The organism is Bacilli bacterium (genome assembly GCA_036381315.1).
In the GTDB taxonomy this organism is placed as follows: domain Bacteria; phylum Bacillota; class Bacilli; order Paenibacillales; family KCTC-25726; genus DASVDB01.
In genome coordinates, this window is sequence record DASVDB010000017.1 from 1 (window position 1) to 21,883 (window position 21,883).

The window sequence follows — 21,883 nt, forward strand, 5'->3', positions numbered from 1 at the left end:
AGAAGCGGAGGAAGCGGCAAAGCGGATCCAGTACGAACTGCAAACGGGAACTTATGTGGAGCCGGCAAAAATGACTGTCGAAGAATTTCTGCTCGACTTTGTGAAAAACACCCTTAAAAATGAAGTAGCCCCTAACACTTATGAGCAACGGTTGGCTTATGTAGAAAACCATATCGCTCCCCGGATCGGAAAGATTAAGCTTACCGATCTCAAGCCGGTGCACATCCAAAAATTCTATAATGAATTGCGCGAACATTTCACACCTGGACATGTGCAGAACATCGGGAATTTGTTGAACAAAGCTTTGCGACAGGCCGAAAGGTGGGATCTTATCAAGCGCAACCCGGCGGCGCTCGTGAAAAAGCCGACGACGTCACGTAAAAATTCAAAAATGAAAGTCTGGACTGTTGAGGAGCAAAAAACATTTCTTGAGCACGTGAAATCTGAATCAGATTTCTACTACATGCTGTTCCTCTTGGCCCTCACGTCGGGGATGCGAAAAGGGGAAATATTGGGGCTGCAGTGGAATGATGTGGATACAAAACAAGGGATTGTCAGCGTAAAGCGTACAGCGGTATGGGCGCAGCGGAATCTATACTTGAAAGACATGCCGAAGACGGAAAGCTCGATTCGGACGATACAGATTCCGGAACAAACGTCGAAAGCGCTGAAACGGTGGAAACTAGCTTGCCCGGCCAACTCGTTGAAACTGGTTTTCCCGAGTCCGAAAACTGGTGGAATCCTCTACCCGAATTCCCTGGACAAGGCATTCCAGAAAGCGGTGCGTGGTGCCGGCGTTCCGGAGATCTCTTTCCACGGATTGCGGCACACCTTTGCAACGACATTGCTGGCGAACAACGTGAATCCGAAAATCGTCCAGGAAATGCTGGGTCACGCCACGATCAAGACCACGATGGACACCTATTCGCATGTACTGCCAAATATGCAGCGCTCAGCGGCTGAGCAACTCGGAGCCGTTTTATTTTAAATTTACGATGTGGGCAAAATGTGGGCAAAATCGATTTTTGAGCCTTTAAACCGCGTAACTACGGGCTTGAATATAGTTTGACTCGAATTGCACGCTTGCTTGCAAAATGTTGTTCCGCAAAGCGAATTCGTACGAAATTTCGCCGTGTGTCCAGTGCTTCTTGTGTTCCAGCGAACCGACGCCCATTTTGCGAAACGCTTCGAGATGATCTTCCGTCAGCACTTTCCGCGCATGTTTCAGTTCGCCGTTGCGCGCTTCCAGCGGATCATGGCGGATGCCGAATTTCCCCACAATATTGTTGCGGATTTGAATAAAAACGACGCCGGAAGACAGATATGCCAACTCCTCTTTGATTTCCCGGAATACAAGATCCACTTGCCGCGCCAAAGACATTTGCTCCAGTTCCACCAATTTCCCACCTTCCATAAATTTGATTATTATCCATGTTAAGCGATTTTCAGGACTGTAGGCTTATTATAATCCGCCTTTACCCCTATTTACAACATAAATTTTGCATGTTTTCCACTTTTTTCGGCAAAAATTTCGCCTTCTTTTTAGACAACAATAGACCGTTTTCAACTGTGATGGTATAATGGAAGTAATTTCCCCCAAGGAAAATACTGATAAAAGGGGTTTGGTCTATGCACTGGTTAAGCTCTTTGTCATTCAAACAGAAACTTCTTGTCGGATGCTACGCGATTGCCGGCGTCTTCTCGATCGCTTTTCTGCTTGTCCTGTTTGCGTCAAACGTTAATCTTTGGCTGGGACTGATTATTTTGGTCGCCCTTCTCGGAATCAGTTATCCGCTGATCGGTTTTCTGGAAAAAATACTGACCGAACAAATCACCGATATTACACAAGTGGCTTCGGCAATTGCCAAAGGCGACTTTTCACAAAGGGTGCACATCCGCTCAGACGACACGCTGGGCGGGCTGGCGGACGCGTTTAACAAGATGATCGACAAACTCCGCGATATTTTGAAAGAAACCACGAATATTACGAAACACGTTTCGGATACAAGCAAAGACATTTACTATAAAAATCAAAACCTGAAAGATGTTTTAAGCCAGGTCACTTTCTCCTCCAACGAACTGGCGACCGGCGCATCACAAATTTCTGAAGAAGTGGGCAATATCTCCACGGCGATCAAGGAAATAGAAGGAAGAATCACAAACTATACGCAATCTTCGCAAGAGATGCGCCAACGTTCCGAGCAAACCGTCGCGCTGGTCGAAAAAGGCCGGAAATCGGTGGAAACACAAAATGAAGGAATGCGGAAAAACGTGGAAGCGACCGGAATCGTCGCCAAAACGATCAGCGAGTTGGCGCAACAGGCGCAGGGCATACATAAAATTACCCAAACCATATCGGAAATCGCCGAGCAAACAAACCTGCTTTCCTTGAACGCTTCGATCGAAGCGGCAAGAGCGGGCGAACACGGGCGGGGTTTTGCCGTCGTCGCGCAGGAAGTGCGCAAATTGGCGGAAGAATCCACTGCTTCCACCCGGGAAGTTTTCAATCTGGTCAGCCGCATCGAACAGGGAATTCGTCAGGCTACGGAGAACATCAACGCCAACGAAGAAATCGTAAAATTGCAAAATGAAATGATCCAGGAAACGGAACGCGTCTTTGCGCAAATCGTCGAGAGCGTCAAATTTATCTCGGATCAGATTTACGCGTTCGCCAAGGAAACGGATTCGATGCTGGAAAGCGCCCAGACCATTTCGAACACAATGGAAAACATATCGGCGATCACGCAGCAATCAGCCGCGGGTACGGAACAAGTTTCCGCATCCATGAACGAACAAATCGCCGCTGTGGAAAGCATGGTCGCGCAAGCCGAGCAAATGACGCATATCGTCACACAACTGCAGCAAACGATTCAAGTGATCAAAATCTGAGCCGCCAATAACGTTCACCCCCTCCCTTATTAGTCCTGGGAGGGGGTGTTTTCTGCTTCCGTCAGGCGTAAAAATTCAGCGATATCTTTTTGCACGACATCCACGGCGCTTTGCCAAAACGCTTCCCCGGTCAGATCCGCCTGCAAATGTTTTTGCGCAAGCTGTTCCACCGTCATGGCGCCGGTATCCCGCAACAGATTCACGTACCGCTGTTCAAACGAGCTTCCTTCCTGCAATGCGCGGGCGTAGATGCCCGCACTGAACAAATATCCGAACGTATAAGGGAAATTGTAGAACGGGTAGGATGTAATGTAGAAGTGAAGTTTCGACGCCCAAAACTGCGGGTGATATTCGCCCAAAACGCCGCAGAACGCCTCTTTCTGCGCTTCTTCCATCAGTTCATGCAATCGTTCAACGCTGACCCTTCCCCGCTTTCTTTCTTCGTAAAAGCGCGTTTCAAACAAAAACCGGCAGTGAATATTCATGAAAAAGGTGACGACGTTCCCCGCTTTTTCCGCCAGCAGCGCCAGTTTTTCGCCGCGGTCCGCCGCCATGTTCACCGCAGCGTCGGATACAATCAACTCGGCGAACGTAGAAGCGGTTTCGGCGACGTTCATCGCATATTGCTGCAGCATATCCGGCAAATCGTCCATAACATGCTGGTGAAACGCATGTCCAAGCTCATGGGCAAGCGTGGCCACATTATCTTTTGTGCCGGCAAACGTCATAAATATGCGGGATTGCCGTTTCAGCGGAAATGATGTGCAAAACCCGCCGGGACGTTTCCCCGGACGGTCTTCCGCCTCGATCCAGCGCTCGGCAAAAGCCATTTTGGCAAACTCGGCCATCCGGGGACTGAATTTGCCGAATTGCGTAATGATCAATTCCGCCGCCTCATCGAATGTAACCGATTCCTGGACAGAAAAAACCGGCGCGTCCACATCATACCAGTTCAGCGCCGGTATGCCGAAAATTTCCGCTTTCCGCTGTAAAAATTGGACGCATGCCGCTTTATTTTTTTCAATTGTCCGCCACATGGCCGCAAGTGTTTTCGGCGACATTCTGTTGATGAGCAAAGGCTCTTTCAGCACCTCGTCCCAACCCCGATGCTTATACAACTGCAACCTGAAGCCGGCCAAATGATTCAAGGCGTCGCCGCAAAAATCGGCTGCGTCCTGCCATGCCTTCGTCCACGCGGCAAACATCCGCTCGCGTTCCTTGCGATTTGCCGAATGCAGCAAATTGTGCGCCTGGCCGACAGACAACATTTTGGACGCTCCATCCTGTTCGAACGGTATTTGCATCGAACCGACGACCGTATCGTACAATTCGCTCCAACCGTGATAACCGTCCACCGCCAAATCCGCCGCGAGCGATTCGAGTTCGGACGGCATTTTGGCCAGCGCCAGCGTCCGGCGTTCGTTCAATACAAACGCAAGTTGGCGCAAATCGGGCGTTTGCATAAGCTTCGCCCATTCCGCGTCGCCGATGCCGGTTAAGCATTTGTCGAAACCGGTCATGGCGGAAATGTACGCCGCGTGCAGTTCCTTCACCGTGCCGGAGAGCGCCGTTGCCTTTTTATCTTTTACGTCTTGCGCCTCCAGACACGCAACGAATGAGTCCGCTTCGGTCAGTCGCGCGGAAACGCTTTGAACCGCCGCTATCGCCGCCGGCAGCGCGTCTTTTTGCAAATCGGCCGTTTGTGCCCGCAGCGAATCGATATCGGCGGCCAACTGTGTCAGAAATTGGCGAAATTCGGCCGAATCGCTGCCGCCGGAAAAAATAGTTGCCAAATTCCAGGTTTGTTTGCGTTCAGTATCCAATCATGCTCACCATCCCTTTAATGATATGAATATCAGGCATTTTCCGCCTCACGCATTTCCGCAGGAAGTTCCATCTTGGACGAAAGCATCTCATCCCTGATTAGCGCCCATTGATCGCGCGCTTTTTTGATTATCGCCGCATCCATGATGCGTTTGTCCTGAATGATGCGGGAAAACCATTTTACCGCTTCCTGATACGACTTGATTCTGCGGTAGAGTTCGCCGATCACATACATCAGCTTCGCATTATTGATTTCCATTCCTTCACGTTCGTAAACAGCGATATAGGCATCCAGCGCAAATTTGAGAAATTTTTCTTCCTGCTCCCAATCGTCCTTCTCGCGGTACAGCCACGCGATATGATGCAATAGCCCGGCAATGACGCGCTCTTTTTCACCGATCAGTTGGGCGCAAATCAGTCCGAGCTTGAAGGTCGCAAGCGCCTGATCCCAATCGCGTTCACCGCCATAGTCTTTTTTCGTCCAATGCGCGCTCACTTCGCTGCGGATTTTCTCCACTTGCTGCTGGTTCAATTTTTCCGTGAAACTTTCCGAACACGAATAGCCGCAATGCGGACAAACCCGGATGACGTAATAATCGGGATTGATCCCATTGTATTTCTGGTAAAAGTCAGTATCCTTGGCAACCGGTTTTTTAAAACTCGGCCGGACCTTGGATGTTGCGAACGTATCGCCACAACAGGCGCATTTTACATTCGTTTGGTATAAAGGTTCCATTACTTATGCACTCCCCGCCTTGTGTCGCATTTCTAACATATAGTCAGATTATACCACTTTCAACCTGCATTCGACACCGGCGGTCCTGTTCATATTGTTGCCGTCCGGTCATGTCCCGCATCCGCGTTTCATAAAATGAACCGATAGCTTTTGAGGCAATAAAGTCGGAGTGGTTGGCACATGATCCGCAACCATTTATGGCAACCCGTCTTGATCGGCTGCGCCCTCGCCGCGTTGCTTTCGCTCTTTATCATGTACCCCGGGCAAGCGTTGGCCGCCGCCGTACGCGGGATGGCCGTCTGGTGGGAAATCCTGTTTCCCGCTTTATTCCCTTTCTTTGTCATATCCGAGCTGTTATTCGGCTTCGGCGTTATTCATTTTTTCGGGACGATTCTGGATCCTCTGATGCGCCCTTTGTTTAAGGTGCCGGGGATTGGCGGTTTTGTCATGGCGATGGGTTTCGCCTCCGGTTATCCGGTCGCCGCGCGGCTTACCGCGCAACTGCGCGAGCAGCGGCTGATCAGCCGAATCGAAGCGGAACGGCTTGTGTCGTTCGCTTCGACGTCGGACCCGATTTTTCTGATCGGGGCGGTGACGGTCGGATTTTTCGGCAATCCGCAATTGGCCGGAGTTCTGGCGCTGTCCCATTACGGCGGAGCCGTCGCTGTCGGGCTTATGCTGCGCTTTTACGGCCGCAATCAGCGGACCGTCGAAGGTCCAAGACCGCATGGACAGCCACCGCTCATCGTGCGCGCTTTCCAGGCCATGCATGAAGCCAGAATCCGGGACGGCCGGGAATTCGGCGCCGTTATGCGCGACGGGGTGCAGACGTCGATCCGCATGATCATCGTGGTGGGGGGATTGGTCGTCTTTTTTTCCGTCGTGCTGGAACTCTTGTCGCTCGTATCGCTACTTGATTCGCTTTCGTTCGCGGTCAAACGCCTCCTGACTTTGGCGGATTTGCCCCATTCTTTAAGCGAGGCGGTCGTAAACGGATTTTTTGAAGTGACATTGGGCGCAAAGGCCGCAGGGCACGCGCCGGGCGCGGAATTGTTGCCGAAAGCGGCGGTCGCCGCTTTTGTCCTATCATGGAGCGGTTTGTCTGTGCATGCGCAAATTGTCAGCTTGCTTGCCCGCACGGATGTGCGCTATGCCCCGTTCTTGTTTGCCCGTATGGCGCATGGGCTGATCTCTTTTGCCATCGTCTTGGCCGCGTGGCGGCAAATCCCCGCGAATCCGGCCGTTTATCCCGTTTTCCATTTGTCCGCCGCGGGCATCCGTCATCCCGGAGCCTTTTTTGCCGCCGGCGCCTTTGTGTCGGCCGTTTGGCTTTGCCTGTTGCTCGCCGCCCTGATTATCGCTTCGCTCTTTTTCCATTGTTTTCTGCGCAAGGTTTGATTATGATGAGGAAGGTGACTGTTTTGACCTGGTGAATTAAATCGTTGGAGGTTGGCGTGTTGAATTATAGCATTGTATCACGGGGAGACAGCGTTTCCGAATCTGTCGGCGAACAGTTTCGCCGCGCCGCCGGCGCGCGGGGGATGAACGAACAGACGGAAAAGCCGGACGTAGTCGTTTCGATCGGCGGAGACGGCACGATGCTGAAGGCGTTCCACCAATACAGCGAAAAGTTGGCGTCCCTTGCGTTTGTCGGCGTGCATACGGGGCACCTCGGCTTTTTTGCCGATTGGCGCGCAGATGAGGTGGAGCAATTAGTCGAAATGATGGCGGAAAATGACTTGCTGGAAAAACGGATCGTCCGCTATCCGCTGGTGGAAGTTACCGTGGATTACGGCACGACGGTGAAAACGTACCATGCCCTGAATGAATTTACATTAAAAGGCGTGGGCAGCATGTTCGTTGCCGGCATCCATATTAATGACGAACTGTTTGAAATGTTTAGGGGAGACGGAATCTGCATCTCCTCGCCAATCGGAAGCACCGCATATAACAAAAGTCTCGGCGGCGCTGTGATTCATCCCGCTCTCGAGTCTTTGCAAATCGCGGAAATTGCCTCCATCAACAACCGTTTATTTCGTACATTGGGTTCGCCGATCATTTTGCCGAACCATCATCATTGCGACATCAAACCGAACCCGGAGCACAGCATTCAGTTGAACGTTGATCATTTGCAGATCGGCTCCGAACGGGTAAAATCCATACGCTGCAAAGTGGCGGAGCAAAAAGTCGCATTTGCGCGTTTTCGTCCGCTTCCTTTTTGGACAAGGGTGCGCGAAGCGTTTATCGGAAACGGGCACTAAAAAAACCTGGCTTATCGCCAGGTTTTTTTATTTCTTCTGTTCGGCGCCTCCGCTTCCAGCAACTTCGCCGCCGGCCGCATGCGCGCTTTTGCCGGAGCGGCCAACCCGCTCCAGCACAAAATAGGCGCAGCCAAAGTTGCAATATTCGTTCAAATAATCGCGCAGGCAGGCGATGCTCGTTTCTTTCGTGGCTTTTCCGCTGTTTTCCCGAAAAAAGCCTTTGAGACGCAGCTGATTGTATCCCCAATCGCCCACTATATAGTCGTAACGGTCGAGCACTTCGCTATAACGTTCGCGGAACGCTTCCAGGTTCCAGCCGTTTTTATAATCTTCCGCCAACTCAAACACTTTATCCGCTACCCGGATCATGTTTTCCCTCTCCCGAAAGAAACGCTTTGTTTCACTCATGAATAGCCCTCATCCGCTGCGCCGCCGCCTGGGCTTGTTCCCGCGCATGGTAGGAGCTGCGCACCAGCGGCCCGGCTTCGACATGACTGAATCCGCGCTTCATGCCTTCTTCTTTCAGCATTTTGAATTCATCGGGGGTATAATATTTTTTGATTTTTAAATGTTCTTTTGTCGGCTGCAAATATTGGCCGATCGTTAAAATATCCACGTTTATGCTGCGCAAATCGTCCATGGTCTGCAATATTTCTTCCAGACGCTCGCCCAGACCGACCATCATGCTGGATTTCGTCGGAATATGCGGTTTCAGCATTTTGGCGCGTTCGAGCAATTCCAGCGAGCGACGGTACTTCGCCTTCGAGCGCACCCTGTCGGATAACCGTTCCACCGTTTCGACGTTGTGGTTCAGCACATCCGGGTTCGCATCCATTACAATTTTAAGCGCATCAAGGCTCCCCCCGAAGTCGGGAATCAGCACTTCCACCGCGCATAACGGGAGTTTCCTGCGCACCGCTCTGATCGTTTTGGCAAAAACGCTTGCTCCTCCGTCCGCCAGATCGTCCCGCGCAACGGAAGTAACGACGACGTGCTGCAATCCCATTTGGACCGCCGCATCGGCTACTCGTTCGGGCTCAGCCAAATCAAGCTCGTTCGGCAAGCCGGATTTGACCGCGCAAAAACGGCAGTTGCGCGTGCATGTATCGCCCAAAATCATAAAGGTGGCGGTGCGGTTTGCCCAACACTCGTGAATATTGGGACACTTCGCTTCCTCGCAAACCGTGTGCAAGGTTTTTCCCCGCATGATCTGCTTTAATTGCTTGAAATTCTCGCCTTTCGTCAATTGTATTTTCAGCCAATCCGGTTTTCTCTCCGGCAGTTCGGACAATGTCATGAAGGCCCCCCTGTAACTCGCTTTCCCGATGGAAAGCGGCATTGTGTGATCTGTCTGACGTATTACTTATTATATCATGATTGAGCAGACAATCCACTTTTTACTCATAAGATGTTAGAAAAGTGCTTGAAGGAGGTCCTGTTGTGCGCGATCTGGAAAGCGTGCTGCGCCGTGTTAAAACCGGAGAATTATCCGTAGAGGAAGCGTTGCGGCAATGGAACAACAGCCAAACCGCCCGGTCGGCCGATTTTGGCATTGCCAGTATCGATTCGGACCGTGGCGGAGGATTGGGCTTTCCCGCAGTGATTTGCGGATATGCGAAAACTCCCGGGCAAATCGCCGCGATTTTCCGCAAACACATGGAACATGCCGACAGGGTGATTGCCACGCGGGTTGCGCCGGACAAAGCGGAAGCGGTCAAACAAGCCGTCCCGGAAGCCACTTACCACGAAACCGCCGGGCTGTTCACCTGGTTTAAAAGGCCGATTTTGCGCGTCCATCCCGGTTTTGTCGCGGTTGTTTGCGCCGGCGCTTACGATTTGCCTGTCGCGGAAGAAGCGGCAATCGTTTGCGAAGCGATGGGCAATCAGGTCAAACGGATTTATGATGTCGGCGCCTCCGGCATCCCAAAACTTTTTGCCCGTCTGGATGATATTCGCGCCGCGAATGCCGTTGTCGTCATCGCCGGAATGGAAGGCGCTCTGGCAAGCGTTGTCGGCGGGCTCGTCGCAAAGCCTATCATCGCCGTACCGACCAGCGCCGGTTATGGGGCCCATTTCGGCGGCATATCGGCGCTTTTGTCCATGCTGAACACCTGCGCGCCCGGCATCGCCGTCGTCAATATCGACAACGGCTTCGGCGCAGGGTACTACGCCGGGCTGATCAATAACCGCGATTCATGAAGCCCGCGTTATTTCCCGCGCTCCACAGTTTGCCTTCGCCCACAACCGGATAATTTTATTTGGTTTGTTCATCTTAAAAATATAAATGACCACGGGAGGAGTTCGTGTGAAGCGCGCAAAAATGCTTGAGCGCATCATGATTTGCTATGCATTTATTGGTTTGGCCGCTCTTTTTACCAGTGCTTCCACTTACGCTTTAAATCCATCCGAACAATATGCGGAAAGAAAAAATTTGCTCGACCAGGTAAGCGCATTGACCGGCATTCCCTGGCATTATTTGGCCGCCATTGACCAATATGAACGCACGCTAACGATTGCCAACAAGCAAAAACGCCCGCAGGGGAAAGGGCTCTCCTCCATCTATATTTCCCCCGCCGATTGGTCGGGGCCTTTAAATCCGAATCAAAACGATACAAATCCGACATCCATACAAATATTCGGCGGATTCGGCAAGGACGGCGACGGCGACGGCAAAGCCGACCGGGAAAACGATTTTGACGTGCTGGGAAGTATCGCCCATTTTTTATTGGAAAAAGGAACGTCGTGGCAAGATTTTCGCATCGCCCTTTGGGAATATTACCACAACCCGCGGAGTGTGCAGCGCATCAGCCAATTTGCCAAAATCTACGCAACATTCGGCACGCTGCATCTGGACAGGCGGGTCTTCCCGCTCCCGCCGCGCACCAACTACTCGTACCGCAGCACATGGGGCGCCGGGCGAAGCTGGGGCGGGTATCGCATTCATGAAGGCACGGATATTTTTGCCGGCTACGGCGTGCCGGTGCGCAGCACCAGCTACGGCGTAATCGAAATTAAAGGGTGGAATAGGTACGGCGGATGGCGTGTCGGCATTCGCGACATCCAAAACGTGTACCACTACTATGCGCACTTATCCGGTTTCGCGAAAGGTCTTACCGTGGGACAGGTTGTGAAACCCGGCGACGTGATCGGCTGGGTTGGCAGTTCGGGATACGGCAAACCGGGAACGCAGGGCAAATTTCCGCCTCATCTGCATTACGGATTGTATCGCGACAGCGGTTTATCCGAATGGCCGTTCGACCCTACGCCATATTTGCACAAATGGGAGCGCGACGAGCGCATGGCGAAGCGGCAAAAACGATATTAGCGGACCGGCTAATTCGTGATCGTCAATGAACTCGCCCCTGACGAGCCTTGATTCGGCGGAGTTGCTCCGCTTTCCGGCTTCGCAAGCCCCGCATCCGGCAGCGACAGGGTGGGCGGTAACGGATCGGAGTCGCCGATCGGATTGCCTTTATTGTCCACGTAATACATCGGCACATCGCCAACGACCAGCAAATAAGAAATGGGTATTTCCGTCGAAACCAGTTCGGGCTGCGTTTCGAACGGAATAATAATCGTCACTTCCGCCATGATCCGGATGTAAACCTCTACCAACAGCATATTGATGCCCGCATCTTTTTGCCGCGTGTTGAGATCGACTTTTACCGCGCCGGCGCGCACGAATTTTATGGGAATGTTCGGACCGAAAGAGGCGAGTATCGCACTGTTGAAAGCTTGCCCGAGCGGGATGTAATCGGGCCTGTTTTGCAATTTGTCCAACGTTTCCTCCACGGTTTTGACCGTTTCCGCGGCAATGCGCATATGCTCCGCGTAATTCAGCATAAAGCCCGTTATTTTTCCCTTTTCGTCGGTTTTCCAATCAACCAGTTCCTCAAAATTGGTTCCCTGCGATATCCGTTCGTTTATGGAGGTATTAATCGCTTCCGTGGCCATTTGCTTGATCCGAACCGTGGCAACGTTCATCAGCGGCACGCGCAGATGCCTTTCCACATAAATAAATGATTGCAGGGCAAAAAACAACATAAGCAGGGTTACGACTGCAAATACCTTGGCTCTGCCGATGCGTTTTTTCGGTTTGCTTTTCCATCCGCGCACAGGTTTGATCGTCTGCACCAGGGGTCCTCCGGTTCGCAATTTCGCCGCCTTTGCTAATGCTTATGCATTTGTGCGCCATTTTTTCCCTTGTAATTATTACGTATTCTCGTTATAATCAACGTAAAAATGTAAGATGCCGTAAATTTATATGCAATTTTCGCCAAAATTTTCACGTATGACCACCCTTGGACAACCTGCGTTGGGGGTTACACATGTTCAATGATGCCGCACAATCACGGAAAAACGATATCGATATCGAACAGATGATCGACCAAAACGATTTTTATCATGTTGTGCAGCCTATTATCCGGCTTCAGGATAAACGAATTATCGGATTTGAAGCGCTGCTGCGATCGGACCGCGAGCAAAAAACAGACAAGCTGTTCAGTCAGGCGTCGTCGCAGGGCCAATTATTCAATATCGACACCATTTCCCTGTATCGCGCGATGGAAACCTTCGAATATGCCTCTTCCAATTTCCAGTTGGACACGAAATTGTTTCTGAATGTATTTCCCTCCACTTTGCTTCACAGCGACTTCTCCGCTTTTATGCAAACGGCGCTTAATCGTTTTTCCATCAAACGGAACCAAATCGTGATTGAACTGAACGAAACCTATGACGAGGAACTGTTGCGCAATATCGATCTGCTTTGCGACAAAATCGATTTGTGCCGGTCATGGGGTTTTTTGATTGCGTTGGATGATGTCGGAGTTGGCGCCGCCGACATTAAAAAAATGATCGAGTTTGCGCCCGATTTCATCAAATTGGACCGTTACTTTTCGGAAAACCTGGCGCAATTGGAAAAGAAACAGATGCTGCTGAACCTGATGGTGCAGTTTTGCAGCGGGGACAGTTCCCTGATTTTGGAGGGCATCGAACGCGAGGAAGATATGCTGACCGCGCAAAAGTTGGGAATAGAGTACGGGCAAGGATATTACCTGGGCTACCCCGAATGCCCGCTAGGGGAACGGTAAAAAGAAAAATCACATACATTCGCGTATATTGGTCGCCAAGTACGTTCGTGTGGCAACATTTCGGTGATATTAGCGCCTTTGCCGGACCGTTTCAAACAGCAAGACCGAGGCGGCGATGGCGGCATTTAGCGACTCCGCTTTTCCCGGCATCGGAATTTTTACCTGCAGATCAACATTCGCGGCAACTTTGGGGGAAACGCCGTTCGCCTCATTGCCGATCACAATCCATGTAGGCCTGCGTAAATCAAGCTCGTAGCAGTCTTTTGCCGCTTGCAGGCTTGTGCTTACGATTTGCAAATCCGGTGCATGCAATGTTTTGCGCAGACGAAAAAGCTCGTCCAGATCGCATTCGATAACCGGTATATGAAACAGCGACCCCATGGTGGAGCGAATGGTTTTGGGATTGTACATATCCACGCTGCCGCTGCCGACAATGACCGCATCGGCCGCCGCGGCGTCGGCGCTTCGGATGATGGTCCCCAAATTGCCCGGATCCTGAACGCCGTCGATCACAACGGCAAGTTTCGCCTCGGCCAATGCCGCGGCGTCAAGCCCGGGATCGGCCCGGCGCACGATTGCGCATACACCCTGCGGCGTTTTCGTATCGGCAATTTTGGTTAACACGGCGCCGCTTGCCGCTACCCAGTCCAAATAAGCTTCCCCGGCGCAATTGCTGATTGCTTCCGGCAAGCCTTTTTCCGCGTCATAAATAATGGTTTCGACCGGAGCCCGCGACGCGAGCGCTTCCTGCACCAAATGAACGCCCTCAATCAGAAAGCGGCGCTCTTTATCCCGCCCTTTTTTCGTCAGCAAATCCGCCCATGCCTTTACTTGCGGATTGTGTGGAGAAGTGATCTGTCTTGGCCTCATTTGGAAAACAACACTTCAAAATTATGCAAGTCTTCGTTGTCGCCAATTACGACAAGCGTGTCGTCCTGACCGATCACATCGTCCGCATGGGGGGCGATATTCATTTTTTCTCCGTTCTTGATCGCCATCACGCTGCAGCCGTATTTGGCGCGAATATCCAATTGCTTGAGAGTCCGCCCGACCATTTGCGGCGACGCTTTGATTTCCACAATGCTGTAATCTTCGGAAAGCTCGATATGGTCAAGAATGCTCGGGCTGATCAAGTTATGCGCGACGCGTTGGCCCATATCCCGCTCGGGATAAATGACCTTGTCCGCGCCGATCCGTTTCAACACTTTGCCGTGAAGCTCGTTTTGCGCTTTGGCGATAAGCTGCGGCACGCCCATTTCCTTTAAGATCAGCGTCGTCAAAATACTGGCCTGAATATCCTGGCCAATGGCGACGACCACCACGTCAAAATTGCGAATGCCCAACGCGCGCAGCGCCTCTTCATCCGTGGAATCGGCCTGCACGGCTTGCGTGGTCATCGCGACGACTTCCTGCGTCCGCGTTTCGTTCGCGTCAATCGCCAATACTTCATATCCCAGATTAAATAACGTTCTCGCCACGCTGGAGCCGAATCGGCCCATGCCGATAATGGCAAACTGTTTCTTCATCGGCCAAATCCGCCTTTCTTCCACTGCTAATCCAAATATTTTCTACATTATAGCAACATGCGCAAACATACGTCAAAACAGCAAAAACGCGTATGGGAACTGGCACAACTGCGCATATTATCCGGTATAGGCTTCCGCATGGGAATCTTCAGGAGGTGCCTGCATGATATTAAATTTGCGACAAGCCATTGTTGAACGGGTCAAAGATAAATCTGCCGAAGAGCTGACGGATATCATCGAAGGTTCCATCGACGGCGACGAAAAAGCGCTGCCGGGGCTTGGGGTTTTGCTGGAAATTATCTGGAAAAACAGCGAACAAGGTGTGCACGACCAAATGGTTTCCGCCCTGGAGCAACACCTGCATTCAACCGCCCCGAACCGCTAAACTCTAGGCGCCGTTTCCATAAATTGCACGTCCGGATTGCGTTCCGCGGCGGTCCTCAATGCATATTCATTTTCAAACAAGGCTACGTAATTGCCGTTCTTGTCCGTTACCAGCATGGAATTGATGCGGAATTTGCCGGGATCGACTTTGCCGCCGACGACCCAACGCGCGAATTGATACGGCGTACGAAACAATTCCACGTCGACCCCATATTCCATTTTCATCCGGTATTCGAACACTTCAAATTGCAGTTGGCCGACGACACCGAGAATCGTATCTTCAAATCCGACCGTTTTGAATACCTGGATGGTGCCCTCTTCCGTGAGTTGATCCAGCCCTTTTTGGTATTGCTTATGCTTGAGGGCGTTTCTTGTTGTCACTTTGCAAAATAATTCCGGAGAAAAGGTGGGCAGTTCGTCGAACGTTTTCGCCTCACCTTGGCACAAGGAATCGCCGATGCGAAAGATGCCCGGATCAAAAAGCCCGATGATGTCGCCGGGATAAGCTTCCTCGACGATTTCCCGATCTTGCGCCAAAAATTGCTGCGGCTGCGACAGCTTGATGTCTTTGCCCGCCCGCACATGGCGCACCGCCATCCCGCGGCTGAATTTGCCCGAGACGATTCGCAAAAACGCGATCCGATCCCGATGAGCCGGATTCATATTCGCTTGAATCTTGAAAATATAACCGGAGAAGTTCGCATCCGTCGGGTCGATTTTGCCTTTGTCGCTATTGCGCGGCGCAGGCGCCGGGGCTAACGACAAAAAGTTTTCGAGAAACGTCTGCACGCCGAAATTATTGATCGCGCTGCCGAAAAATACAGGCGTCAGTTGCCCTTGCCCGACCTTTTCCAAATCGAACGGATCGCCCGCCACATCCAATAGTTCAAGCTGCTCATTCAATTGCGCGAATAAATGCTCCCCGGCGATGTTTTGGATAACGGGATCGGAATAGCCGCTCGTGTCGCGAACTTCGATATGATCGTGGCTGTCGCCCTGAAACAATTCCACCCGCACTTTCTGCCGATCATATATGCCGCACAGTTGGCGGCCCTGGCCAATCGGCCAATTCATCGGATACGAACGAATGCCCAGCACCTGCTCGATTTCTTCCAATAAATCAAAAGGATCGCGTCCTTCGCGGTCCAGTTTGTTGATAAATGTAAAAATCGGAATGCCGCGCATCCGGCAAACCTGAAACAATTTTTTCGTTTGCGCCTCGACGCCTTTCGCCGAGTCGATCAGCATGACGGCGCTGTCGGCGGCCGTCAGCGTGCGGTATGTGTCTTCACTAAAATCCTGGTGGCCGGGGGTATCCAAAATATTGACGCGATGTCCGTTGTAATCAAATTGCATGACGCTTGATGTAACGGAAATGCCGCGCTGTTTTTCGATTTCCATCCAGTCCGACGTCGCATATTTGCTCGCCTTGCGCGCTTTAACCGTACCGGCCAGGCGGATTGCCCCGCCAAACAGCAGCAGTTTTTCCGTAAGCGTCGTTTTCCCCGCGTCGGGGTGGGAGATGATGGCAAACGTTCGGCGCTTCTTAACTTCCTCGACCAATTGACGGTCGAAAATCGTGTGACTCATCTGTCATTCCCTTTCGTTGTTGTCTCATCGGTTGGTGTCTGTTTCGAGCCTGTTTTGAGCCTGTTATGAGCCTGTTATTTCAGCAAGAATGCCCGCGCCGGCGCGGCCTCGATCCCGGTCAATTTGAGCGGAGCCACCACCAGGAAATAATTGCCGGCCGGCACATCCTTTAGCCGCAGCCCTTCGACAATCAAAATGTTCCGCCGCATCAAGGTCTTGTGCGTTTCATGTTCCGGCTGGGCGCGTTCGATGCCGAGACCGTCGGTGCCGACGCCGCGCACGCCGATTTCCGCCAAATAATCCGCACCGTCCGCATTTAAATAGACGAACTGAAAATCAAAGTCTTCCGAGAACGAATTGCGCGTTTTGCACAGGATCCATTCATCCTTTTGGATGGCAAAACGTTTCAGGTGTTCACGCCCGATCGATTCGGAAACTTCGGTCAAATCCAGCACGCGCGCCGGTCCAACCAATTGCTCAAGCGCGATCGTTTCAATGGTTTCGCCCCCCGCAATCATATGCAAGGGGGCGTCCAGGTGCGTGCCCGTATGCGCATCCATGCTGATGCGCGTCTCATAGGCGCTGGCGGTGGAAAAATCCTGCATAACCTGTATGACCGGACGCTTCTCTTCCTTGTTCTTGTACACTTGCATGCCCGGACTGATTGTCATGGAAATATCGTAGATCGTCACGACCAGTTAACCCCGCTTTCGTCTTGTCCGTTGACGGGCCACCATTTAAACCCGTCTTTGGCCAGTAGTTCGTTTGCTTTATCCGGCCCCCAGGAGCCGGCAGGATAAAATTGCAATTCGCCCTGGTTTTCTTGCCACGCTTTGGCGATCGGATCGACAAATTCCCAGGCGTGCGAAACTTCGTCCCAACGCGTAAAGTACGTCGAATCGCCGCGCACGGCATCGAACAGCAACCGCTCATACGCTTCGGGAGTGTTGTAGCCAACCTGGCAGCTTTGGCAAAAATCCATTGCCATCGGGGTGATCGCCCATTCCGAGCCCGGTTGTTTGGCGTTAAAACGAACATAGATGCCTTCCATCGGGTGCACGCGAAACACGAGCAAATTCGGCTCCAGTTTTGTTTTCTGCGCAAAATAAATGTTTTTCGGAACGTTTTTGAATTCGACAACCACTTCCGTCGTCTTGACCGGCATCCGCTTGCCTGTGCGCACATAAAACGGCACGCCGGACCAGCGGAAATTGTCCACAAACACTTTGGCGGCAAAAAACGTCTCCGTCCCCGATTGCGGGTTTACGGAATCTTCGCCGCGGTACCCGGGAACCGGCTTCCCGTTCATGACGCCTTCCTGATATTGCCCGCGCACAACATTTTCCGCCACATCCGCCGGTGACGAATAGATCCGCAGCGAGCGCAGCACTTTCACTTTCTCGTCGCGGATATCCTCCGGATTCATTCGGCTCGGCGGTTCCATCGCGATCATGGCGATCATCTGCATAATGTGGTTTTGCGCCATGTCCCGCAGGGCGCCGGATTTGTCGTAATATCCGCCCCGCTCTTCCACGCCGACCGTTTCGCTTAAAGTGATCTGCACATTGGCGATATACTTGTTATTCCACAGCGGTTCGAAAAAGGCGTTGGAAAACCGGACGACTTCCAGGTTTTGCACCATTTCTTTACCCAGATAATGGTCGATCCGATAAATTTGCGACTCGTCAAACACTTCCCGAATGCTTTCGTTCAACCGTTTGGCGGAAGCAAGATCGTAACCGAACGGTTTTTCAATCACCACCCGGTGCCAGCCGCCGCTTTGCAGCAAACCGCCCTCGCGCAGATTCAAGGCCACCTGGCCGAACAATTCCGGAGCCAACGCGAGATAAAACAGCCGGTTCCCGGTTATGCCGAATTTTTCTTCCAATTGCGCGGTGCGGCGGTTCAGTTCGTGAAAGCCTTCCTGGTTGCCGCTGTCCAACGACATATAATGAAAATGCTCCGCAAATTTGTCCCATTGCGCTTTATCGTTCAATTTATGGCGGCCAAATTCGCCGATCGACTGATATACATCATCGCGGAATTGCTCGTTCGTTTTGCTGCGGCGCGCAAGCCCGATCACGACAAAACGATCGTTTAGCTTGCCGTCGCGGTATAAACTGTAGATTGCCGGAAAAAGCTTTCTTCTAGCCAAATCGCCGGTAGCGCCGAAGATGAAAAATGTAACCCCTTCTTGCGGATTGATCCTATCCATTTATTTTTCCTTTCCCGAATTTATCGATTCGTACCGTATTATGTATGTTTATTCATCGGTCTCTCAAGACAACAGTTTACCACAACTGTCCCATACAATTCCATTCATTCCCGCGAAAAAGAAGCCAACTCCGCTGTCGGCTTCTTTTTCATTCACAAGATCTGGCAAATTGTTGTGTTGGCGCCTAACGGCCTGCATGTTTGGCGACCGCTTCCCTGCTTTTTTCCAGATAAAACCGCGACTTTTCGTAATCCAGACTGGCAACGCCCAAATACAGGATATCGATTACGTTCAACTGTGTGATTCTTGACGACATGGCGCCGCTGCGAATTTCATTCTCGGTGGAGGAGATGAACAGGGGGAAATCCGCATGTTGGCTAACCGTTGTATTTCCGTATTTCGTAATACTGATCGTAGCCGCGCCGTTGTCATTCGCATATTGCAAACATGACACAACATGCGCAGTTTCGCCGGAATACGATATCCCCACGGCGACATCGTTTTTTGTTAAAGTGACTGCGGAAGTCAGCTGCATATGCGGGTCTGTAAATGAAAAACAGGTTTTATTGATTCGCATGAATTTATGCTGTGCATCCAATCCAATCAGACTTGAAGCGCCCAATCCGAAAAAGAAAATCCTGTCTGCCTGAAAAATCGCCCGCACGGCTTTTTCAACCATCTTGTTGTCCAATATTTTAATGGTATCGCGAATGGACATCATGTTATTGTTTGAAACGGTATTGATGATGGAAGCAATCGAATCCTTCGGCAGAATTTCCTGATATCCCGCTTGCTCGCCATCGTATAAATCGCCCAGCACTTTAATTTTCAACTCATGGAAACCTTTCAGCCCCAATGATTTGCATAAGCGGATAATCGCCGCCTGGCTGCCGCCGCTAAGTTGCGCCAGCTGCGCAACCGACAAATTGATCAATTTTTCCGGTTGCCGCAATACGTAGTCGGCAATTCTTTTTTCGGATGGTGTCAAGGAGTCGCGAACTTCTCTAAGCCTTACCAATCCTCCGTTCAATTCGTTCCACCCCGATTTAAACTCGATTCTAAATTATACCGTTATTTATTATTTATAACAGATTTCTTAAAAGAATTGAACATTTCTTCCGGTCCATCTCTCCGGTAGCTTGAAAGCCTGTGCTCTTTTAAAACCGGCCGGGGCGCCGCGCACAATTGTCAATGCTTTGTAATATTCGATAAACGGGAAATTCGACGTTTCGCCGCGGGCATATGCATAAACATTCATTGCCTTGACCCATCTTTCGTACGCTTCGTCGGGAATTTCCACGAATACGTCCGGCTTGTAATCAAACGGATCTTCCCAGTTATCGGCAAAATACAGCTTTTCGGCCCGATGGGCCGGCAAAGCGCGTTCAATCGTTTTTAGAGCGGCGTAAAAGAACGCGTCTTTTACGATATAGTGCGTGTTGGCGTGGTCTTTGTGCATGCTGCCTTTCCAGTGCGTAATAATGATCGTCGGCTTTACCTCGCGGATTATGTCGGCGACCTGGTACTTTACTTCGTCATTGACGGGCAGTTCCGCGTCTTTATATTCAAGAAACCGCACGTCAGCGCCGATTATTTGCGCAAATTGTTCGGCTTCCGCTATTTTTTGTTTGGCATATTCGGCCGCGGATAATGTCGGGTGTCCTTTTTCACCGGGCGTCAGGTGCAAAAATGTCGCCTTGTGACCGGCCAGCACATATTTGGCCATCACCGCTCCCGCAGTTAAATCCATATCCCCGGCATGACCGCCGATAGCTAAAATGTGTTCCTGTTTATGTTCCATTTTCTGTTCTCCTTTATTTCGCGCATTAGCCCTTTACGCCCGTGTTCATCATGCCTTTTACATAATATTTCTGCAGGAAGATAAACACGAGCAAGACCGGTAAAATACTGATTACCAACCCTGCCATGACCAGCGGTTGCGTCAATGTCGGATCCAGATGTTCTTTCAGGGTCTGAATGCCGACAGGCAAGGTGGCCAAATTCTTATTGACCGAATTCATTAACAAGGCCCAAATAAATTCGTTCCAGCTATTGATAAATTCAAATATGGCCAAAGTCGCCAACGCCGGAATCGTCATCGGCAAAATGATTTGCGCAAATATCCGAAAATCGCCCGCGCCGTCGATGCGCGCAGCTTCCACATAGGCATCGTTGATGGTAATCATAAATTGCCGCATCAGAAAAATGCCGAAGGCGTTCACCATAAAGGGCAGAATCAGCGCCCAGATCGTCGTAGCCATGCCGCCGTGGCCGCCGTTGCCGAAAATATCGTTGCCGCCGGTCATCGGAAAATGCACCATGATATAAAAGTTCGGGATCAAAAACAAAAAGGTCGGAAACATCATGGTCGACAAAACAAATTTGAAAATCGCATTTCTGCCGGGAAACTTTAGCTTTGTCAAGGCATACGCGGACATCGAACTGGTTAAAAGCACAATCGCTGTCGTCAAAATCGAACGAAGCACGCTGTTGCGAAACAACAAACCCATATCAAGCAGCTCAAAAGCCATTTTATAATTTTCAAAATGGTATTCATCCGGCAAGAATTTGTAATAAAGACTGGCGAATTGGGCCGGCCCTTTAAAAGACGACATGAGCATGTCAAGAAACGGGAAAACCATCATGACACTGCCGACCACGACCACCAAATAAGAAAACCATGGAAATTTTCGCCGCTTCATCAGTAACTCTCCACCCCTCCCCGTTTAAATACCGCCAATTGGATAAGGGTAATAATGAAAATAAAGATAAACAATACAAACGCCATTGCGCTGGCCAAGCCCCAGTTGCTGTAGGTAAAGGCTTGATTATACATCTCGAGCCCGGCGACGTTCGTCGAGTTCCCGGGACCGCCGGTTTTCGTCATCACCAGCGTCAGCGTAAATGATTGCAACCCGGCTATAAAAGACGTAATCAAAACAAACAGAATGGATGGCTTCAAAAGCGGCAATGTGATATTCCAATAAATCGAAGTCGCTCCGGCGCCCTCGATTGTCGCTGCTTCATAATAATCATCGGGAATGGCCTTGAGGCCGGCAGTGAGAATAAGCACCGCACTGCCGATCCCAAACCACCCTTCCACCACGATAATGGATGCCAGCGCTGTTTGCGGGTTGCCAAGGAACGCAATTTGCTCAAAGCCCAGCGTTGTTAGAATACCGTTGATAAGTCCACTGGTCGGATCATACATATACAGCCAAACGTTCCCAACCGCAACGACTGTCGTTATCGTCGGCAGAAAATACAGCGTCCGCCAAAAACCTTCAAACCTTAATCTCGTTATCACGTACGAAATAATCACCGCAATGATAAAGGAAATAACCACTGAGCCGATTGCAAACGCGAAT

Annotated in this window: 23 protein-coding genes; 8 read left to right on the forward strand and 15 right to left on the reverse strand. The window is 51.0% G+C overall.

What is annotated here, in order from left to right; all coding sequences use genetic code 11:
* The coding region (locus VF260_01040) for a tyrosine-type recombinase/integrase (GenBank protein HEX7055766.1) at nt 1-988 on the forward strand (988 nt) is incomplete at its 5' end.
* A gap of 45 nt (nt 989-1,033) precedes the next feature.
* Here VF260_01040 and VF260_01045 read toward each other — a convergent pair.
* Entirely contained in the window at nt 1,034-1,396 is a 363-nt protein-coding gene (locus VF260_01045) for an O-methyltransferase (GenBank protein HEX7055767.1), read from the reverse strand.
* 233 nt (nt 1,397-1,629) lie between these two features.
* Here VF260_01045 and VF260_01050 point away from each other — a divergent pair, with 233 nt between their 5' ends.
* Nucleotides 1,630-2,889, forward strand: a complete 1,260-nt coding sequence (locus VF260_01050; protein ID HEX7055768.1) for a methyl-accepting chemotaxis protein — start codon at nt 1,630-1,632, stop codon at nt 2,887-2,889.
* 29 nt (nt 2,890-2,918) lie between these two features.
* Here VF260_01050 and VF260_01055 read toward each other — a convergent pair whose 3' ends face one another.
* Nucleotides 2,919-4,712, reverse strand: coding sequence for a M3 family oligoendopeptidase (locus tag VF260_01055; protein HEX7055769.1), 1,794 nt, complete (start codon nt 4,710-4,712; stop codon nt 2,919-2,921).
* A gap of 32 nt (nt 4,713-4,744) precedes the next feature.
* Complete coding sequence (locus VF260_01060) at nt 4,745-5,449, reverse strand: DUF2225 domain-containing protein (GenBank protein HEX7055770.1); 705 nt, start codon at nt 5,447-5,449, stop codon at nt 4,745-4,747.
* A gap of 180 nt (nt 5,450-5,629) precedes the next feature.
* Here VF260_01060 and ylbJ point away from each other — a divergent pair, with 180 nt between their 5' ends.
* Together ylbJ and VF260_01070 are read left to right on the forward strand one after the other, a co-directional pair.
* A complete protein-coding gene (gene ylbJ / locus VF260_01065) occupies nt 5,630-6,847 on the forward strand; it encodes a sporulation integral membrane protein YlbJ (protein ID HEX7055771.1) in 1,218 nt (405 codons plus the stop codon).
* 59 nt (nt 6,848-6,906) lie between these two features.
* Nucleotides 6,907-7,710: an NAD kinase gene (locus tag VF260_01070; protein ID HEX7055772.1), complete on the forward strand. Its 804-nt coding sequence runs from the start codon at nt 6,907-6,909 to the stop codon at nt 7,708-7,710.
* Nucleotides 7,711-7,737: 27 nt separating this feature from the next.
* Here VF260_01070 and VF260_01075 read toward each other — a convergent pair whose 3' ends face one another.
* Together VF260_01075 and lipA are read right to left on the reverse strand one after the other, a co-directional pair.
* Nucleotides 7,738-8,118 (reverse strand): YutD family protein, encoded by a 381-nt coding sequence (locus VF260_01075; protein HEX7055773.1) that lies wholly within the window; start codon nt 8,116-8,118, stop codon nt 7,738-7,740.
* The gene (lipA, locus tag VF260_01080) at nt 8,111-9,007 is read right to left on the reverse strand and encodes a lipoyl synthase (protein ID HEX7055774.1); all 897 of its coding nucleotides are present in this window, start codon (nt 9,005-9,007) and stop codon (nt 8,111-8,113) included. The genes VF260_01075 and lipA overlap by 8 nt, the downstream gene beginning before the upstream one ends.
* 143 nt (nt 9,008-9,150) lie before the next feature.
* Here lipA and larB point away from each other — a divergent pair, with 143 nt between their 5' ends.
* Together larB and VF260_01090 are read left to right on the forward strand one after the other, a co-directional pair.
* Nucleotides 9,151-9,909 carry a nickel pincer cofactor biosynthesis protein LarB gene (gene larB / locus VF260_01085; GenBank protein ID HEX7055775.1) on the forward strand — a complete coding sequence of 253 codons (759 nt, stop codon included), beginning with the start codon at nt 9,151-9,153 and terminating at the stop codon, nt 9,907-9,909.
* Nucleotides 9,910-10,015: 106 nt separating this feature from the next.
* Entirely contained in the window at nt 10,016-11,035 is a 1,020-nt protein-coding gene (locus tag VF260_01090; GenBank protein HEX7055776.1) for a M23 family metallopeptidase, read from the forward strand.
* A gap of 8 nt (nt 11,036-11,043) precedes the next feature.
* Here the strand turns inward: VF260_01090 and yunB are convergent, their stop codons facing one another.
* Entirely contained in the window at nt 11,044-11,844 is an 801-nt protein-coding gene (gene yunB, locus VF260_01095) for a sporulation protein YunB (GenBank protein HEX7055777.1), read from the reverse strand.
* Nucleotides 11,845-12,038: 194 nt separating this feature from the next.
* Between yunB and VF260_01100 the strand changes: the two genes are divergently transcribed.
* Nucleotides 12,039-12,800: an EAL domain-containing protein gene (locus VF260_01100; GenBank protein HEX7055778.1), complete on the forward strand. Its 762-nt coding sequence runs from the start codon at nt 12,039-12,041 to the stop codon at nt 12,798-12,800.
* Between the two features lie 69 nt (nt 12,801-12,869).
* On the opposite strand, the gene VF260_01105 is transcribed toward VF260_01100, so the two are convergent.
* Both VF260_01105 and VF260_01110 read right to left on the reverse strand, forming a co-directional pair.
* Nucleotides 12,870-13,670 (reverse strand): RNA methyltransferase, encoded by an 801-nt coding sequence (locus tag VF260_01105; protein HEX7055779.1) that lies wholly within the window; start codon nt 13,668-13,670, stop codon nt 12,870-12,872.
* Nucleotides 13,667-14,326 carry a TrkA family potassium uptake protein gene (locus VF260_01110; GenBank protein HEX7055780.1) on the reverse strand — a complete coding sequence of 220 codons (660 nt, stop codon included), beginning with the start codon at nt 14,324-14,326 and terminating at the stop codon, nt 13,667-13,669. The genes VF260_01105 and VF260_01110 overlap by 4 nt, the downstream gene beginning before the upstream one ends.
* A gap of 163 nt (nt 14,327-14,489) precedes the next feature.
* Between VF260_01110 and sspI the strand changes: the two genes are divergently transcribed.
* The gene (gene sspI / locus VF260_01115; GenBank protein ID HEX7055781.1) at nt 14,490-14,711 is read left to right on the forward strand and encodes a small acid-soluble spore protein SspI; all 222 of its coding nucleotides are present in this window, start codon (nt 14,490-14,492) and stop codon (nt 14,709-14,711) included.
* Here sspI and VF260_01120 read toward each other — a convergent pair.
* The 7 genes from VF260_01120 to VF260_01150 form a co-directional block, all read right to left on the reverse strand.
* A complete protein-coding gene (locus VF260_01120) occupies nt 14,708-16,300 on the reverse strand; it encodes a peptide chain release factor 3 (GenBank protein ID HEX7055782.1) in 1,593 nt (530 codons plus the stop codon). The two genes, sspI and VF260_01120, sit on opposite strands and share 4 nt — an antisense overlap.
* 74 nt (nt 16,301-16,374) lie before the next feature.
* Nucleotides 16,375-16,971, reverse strand: coding sequence for a cyclase family protein (locus VF260_01125; protein HEX7055783.1), 597 nt, complete (start codon nt 16,969-16,971; stop codon nt 16,375-16,377).
* A 17-nt stretch (nt 16,972-16,988) separates the two neighbouring features.
* A complete protein-coding gene (gene zwf, locus VF260_01130) occupies nt 16,989-18,515 on the reverse strand; it encodes a glucose-6-phosphate dehydrogenase (protein HEX7055784.1) in 1,527 nt (508 codons plus the stop codon).
* 184 nt (nt 18,516-18,699) lie between these two features.
* Nucleotides 18,700-19,545, reverse strand: coding sequence for a MurR/RpiR family transcriptional regulator (locus VF260_01135; protein HEX7055785.1), 846 nt, complete (start codon nt 19,543-19,545; stop codon nt 18,700-18,702).
* A gap of 66 nt (nt 19,546-19,611) precedes the next feature.
* Entirely contained in the window at nt 19,612-20,316 is a 705-nt protein-coding gene (locus VF260_01140) for a PIG-L family deacetylase (GenBank protein HEX7055786.1), read from the reverse strand.
* Between the two features lie 25 nt (nt 20,317-20,341).
* A complete protein-coding gene (locus VF260_01145) occupies nt 20,342-21,217 on the reverse strand; it encodes a carbohydrate ABC transporter permease (GenBank protein HEX7055787.1) in 876 nt (291 codons plus the stop codon).
* A partial coding sequence (locus VF260_01150) for a sugar ABC transporter permease (protein ID HEX7055788.1) occupies nt 21,217-21,883 on the reverse strand: 667 nt, incomplete at its 5' end. The genes VF260_01150 and VF260_01145, both read right to left, overlap by 1 nt.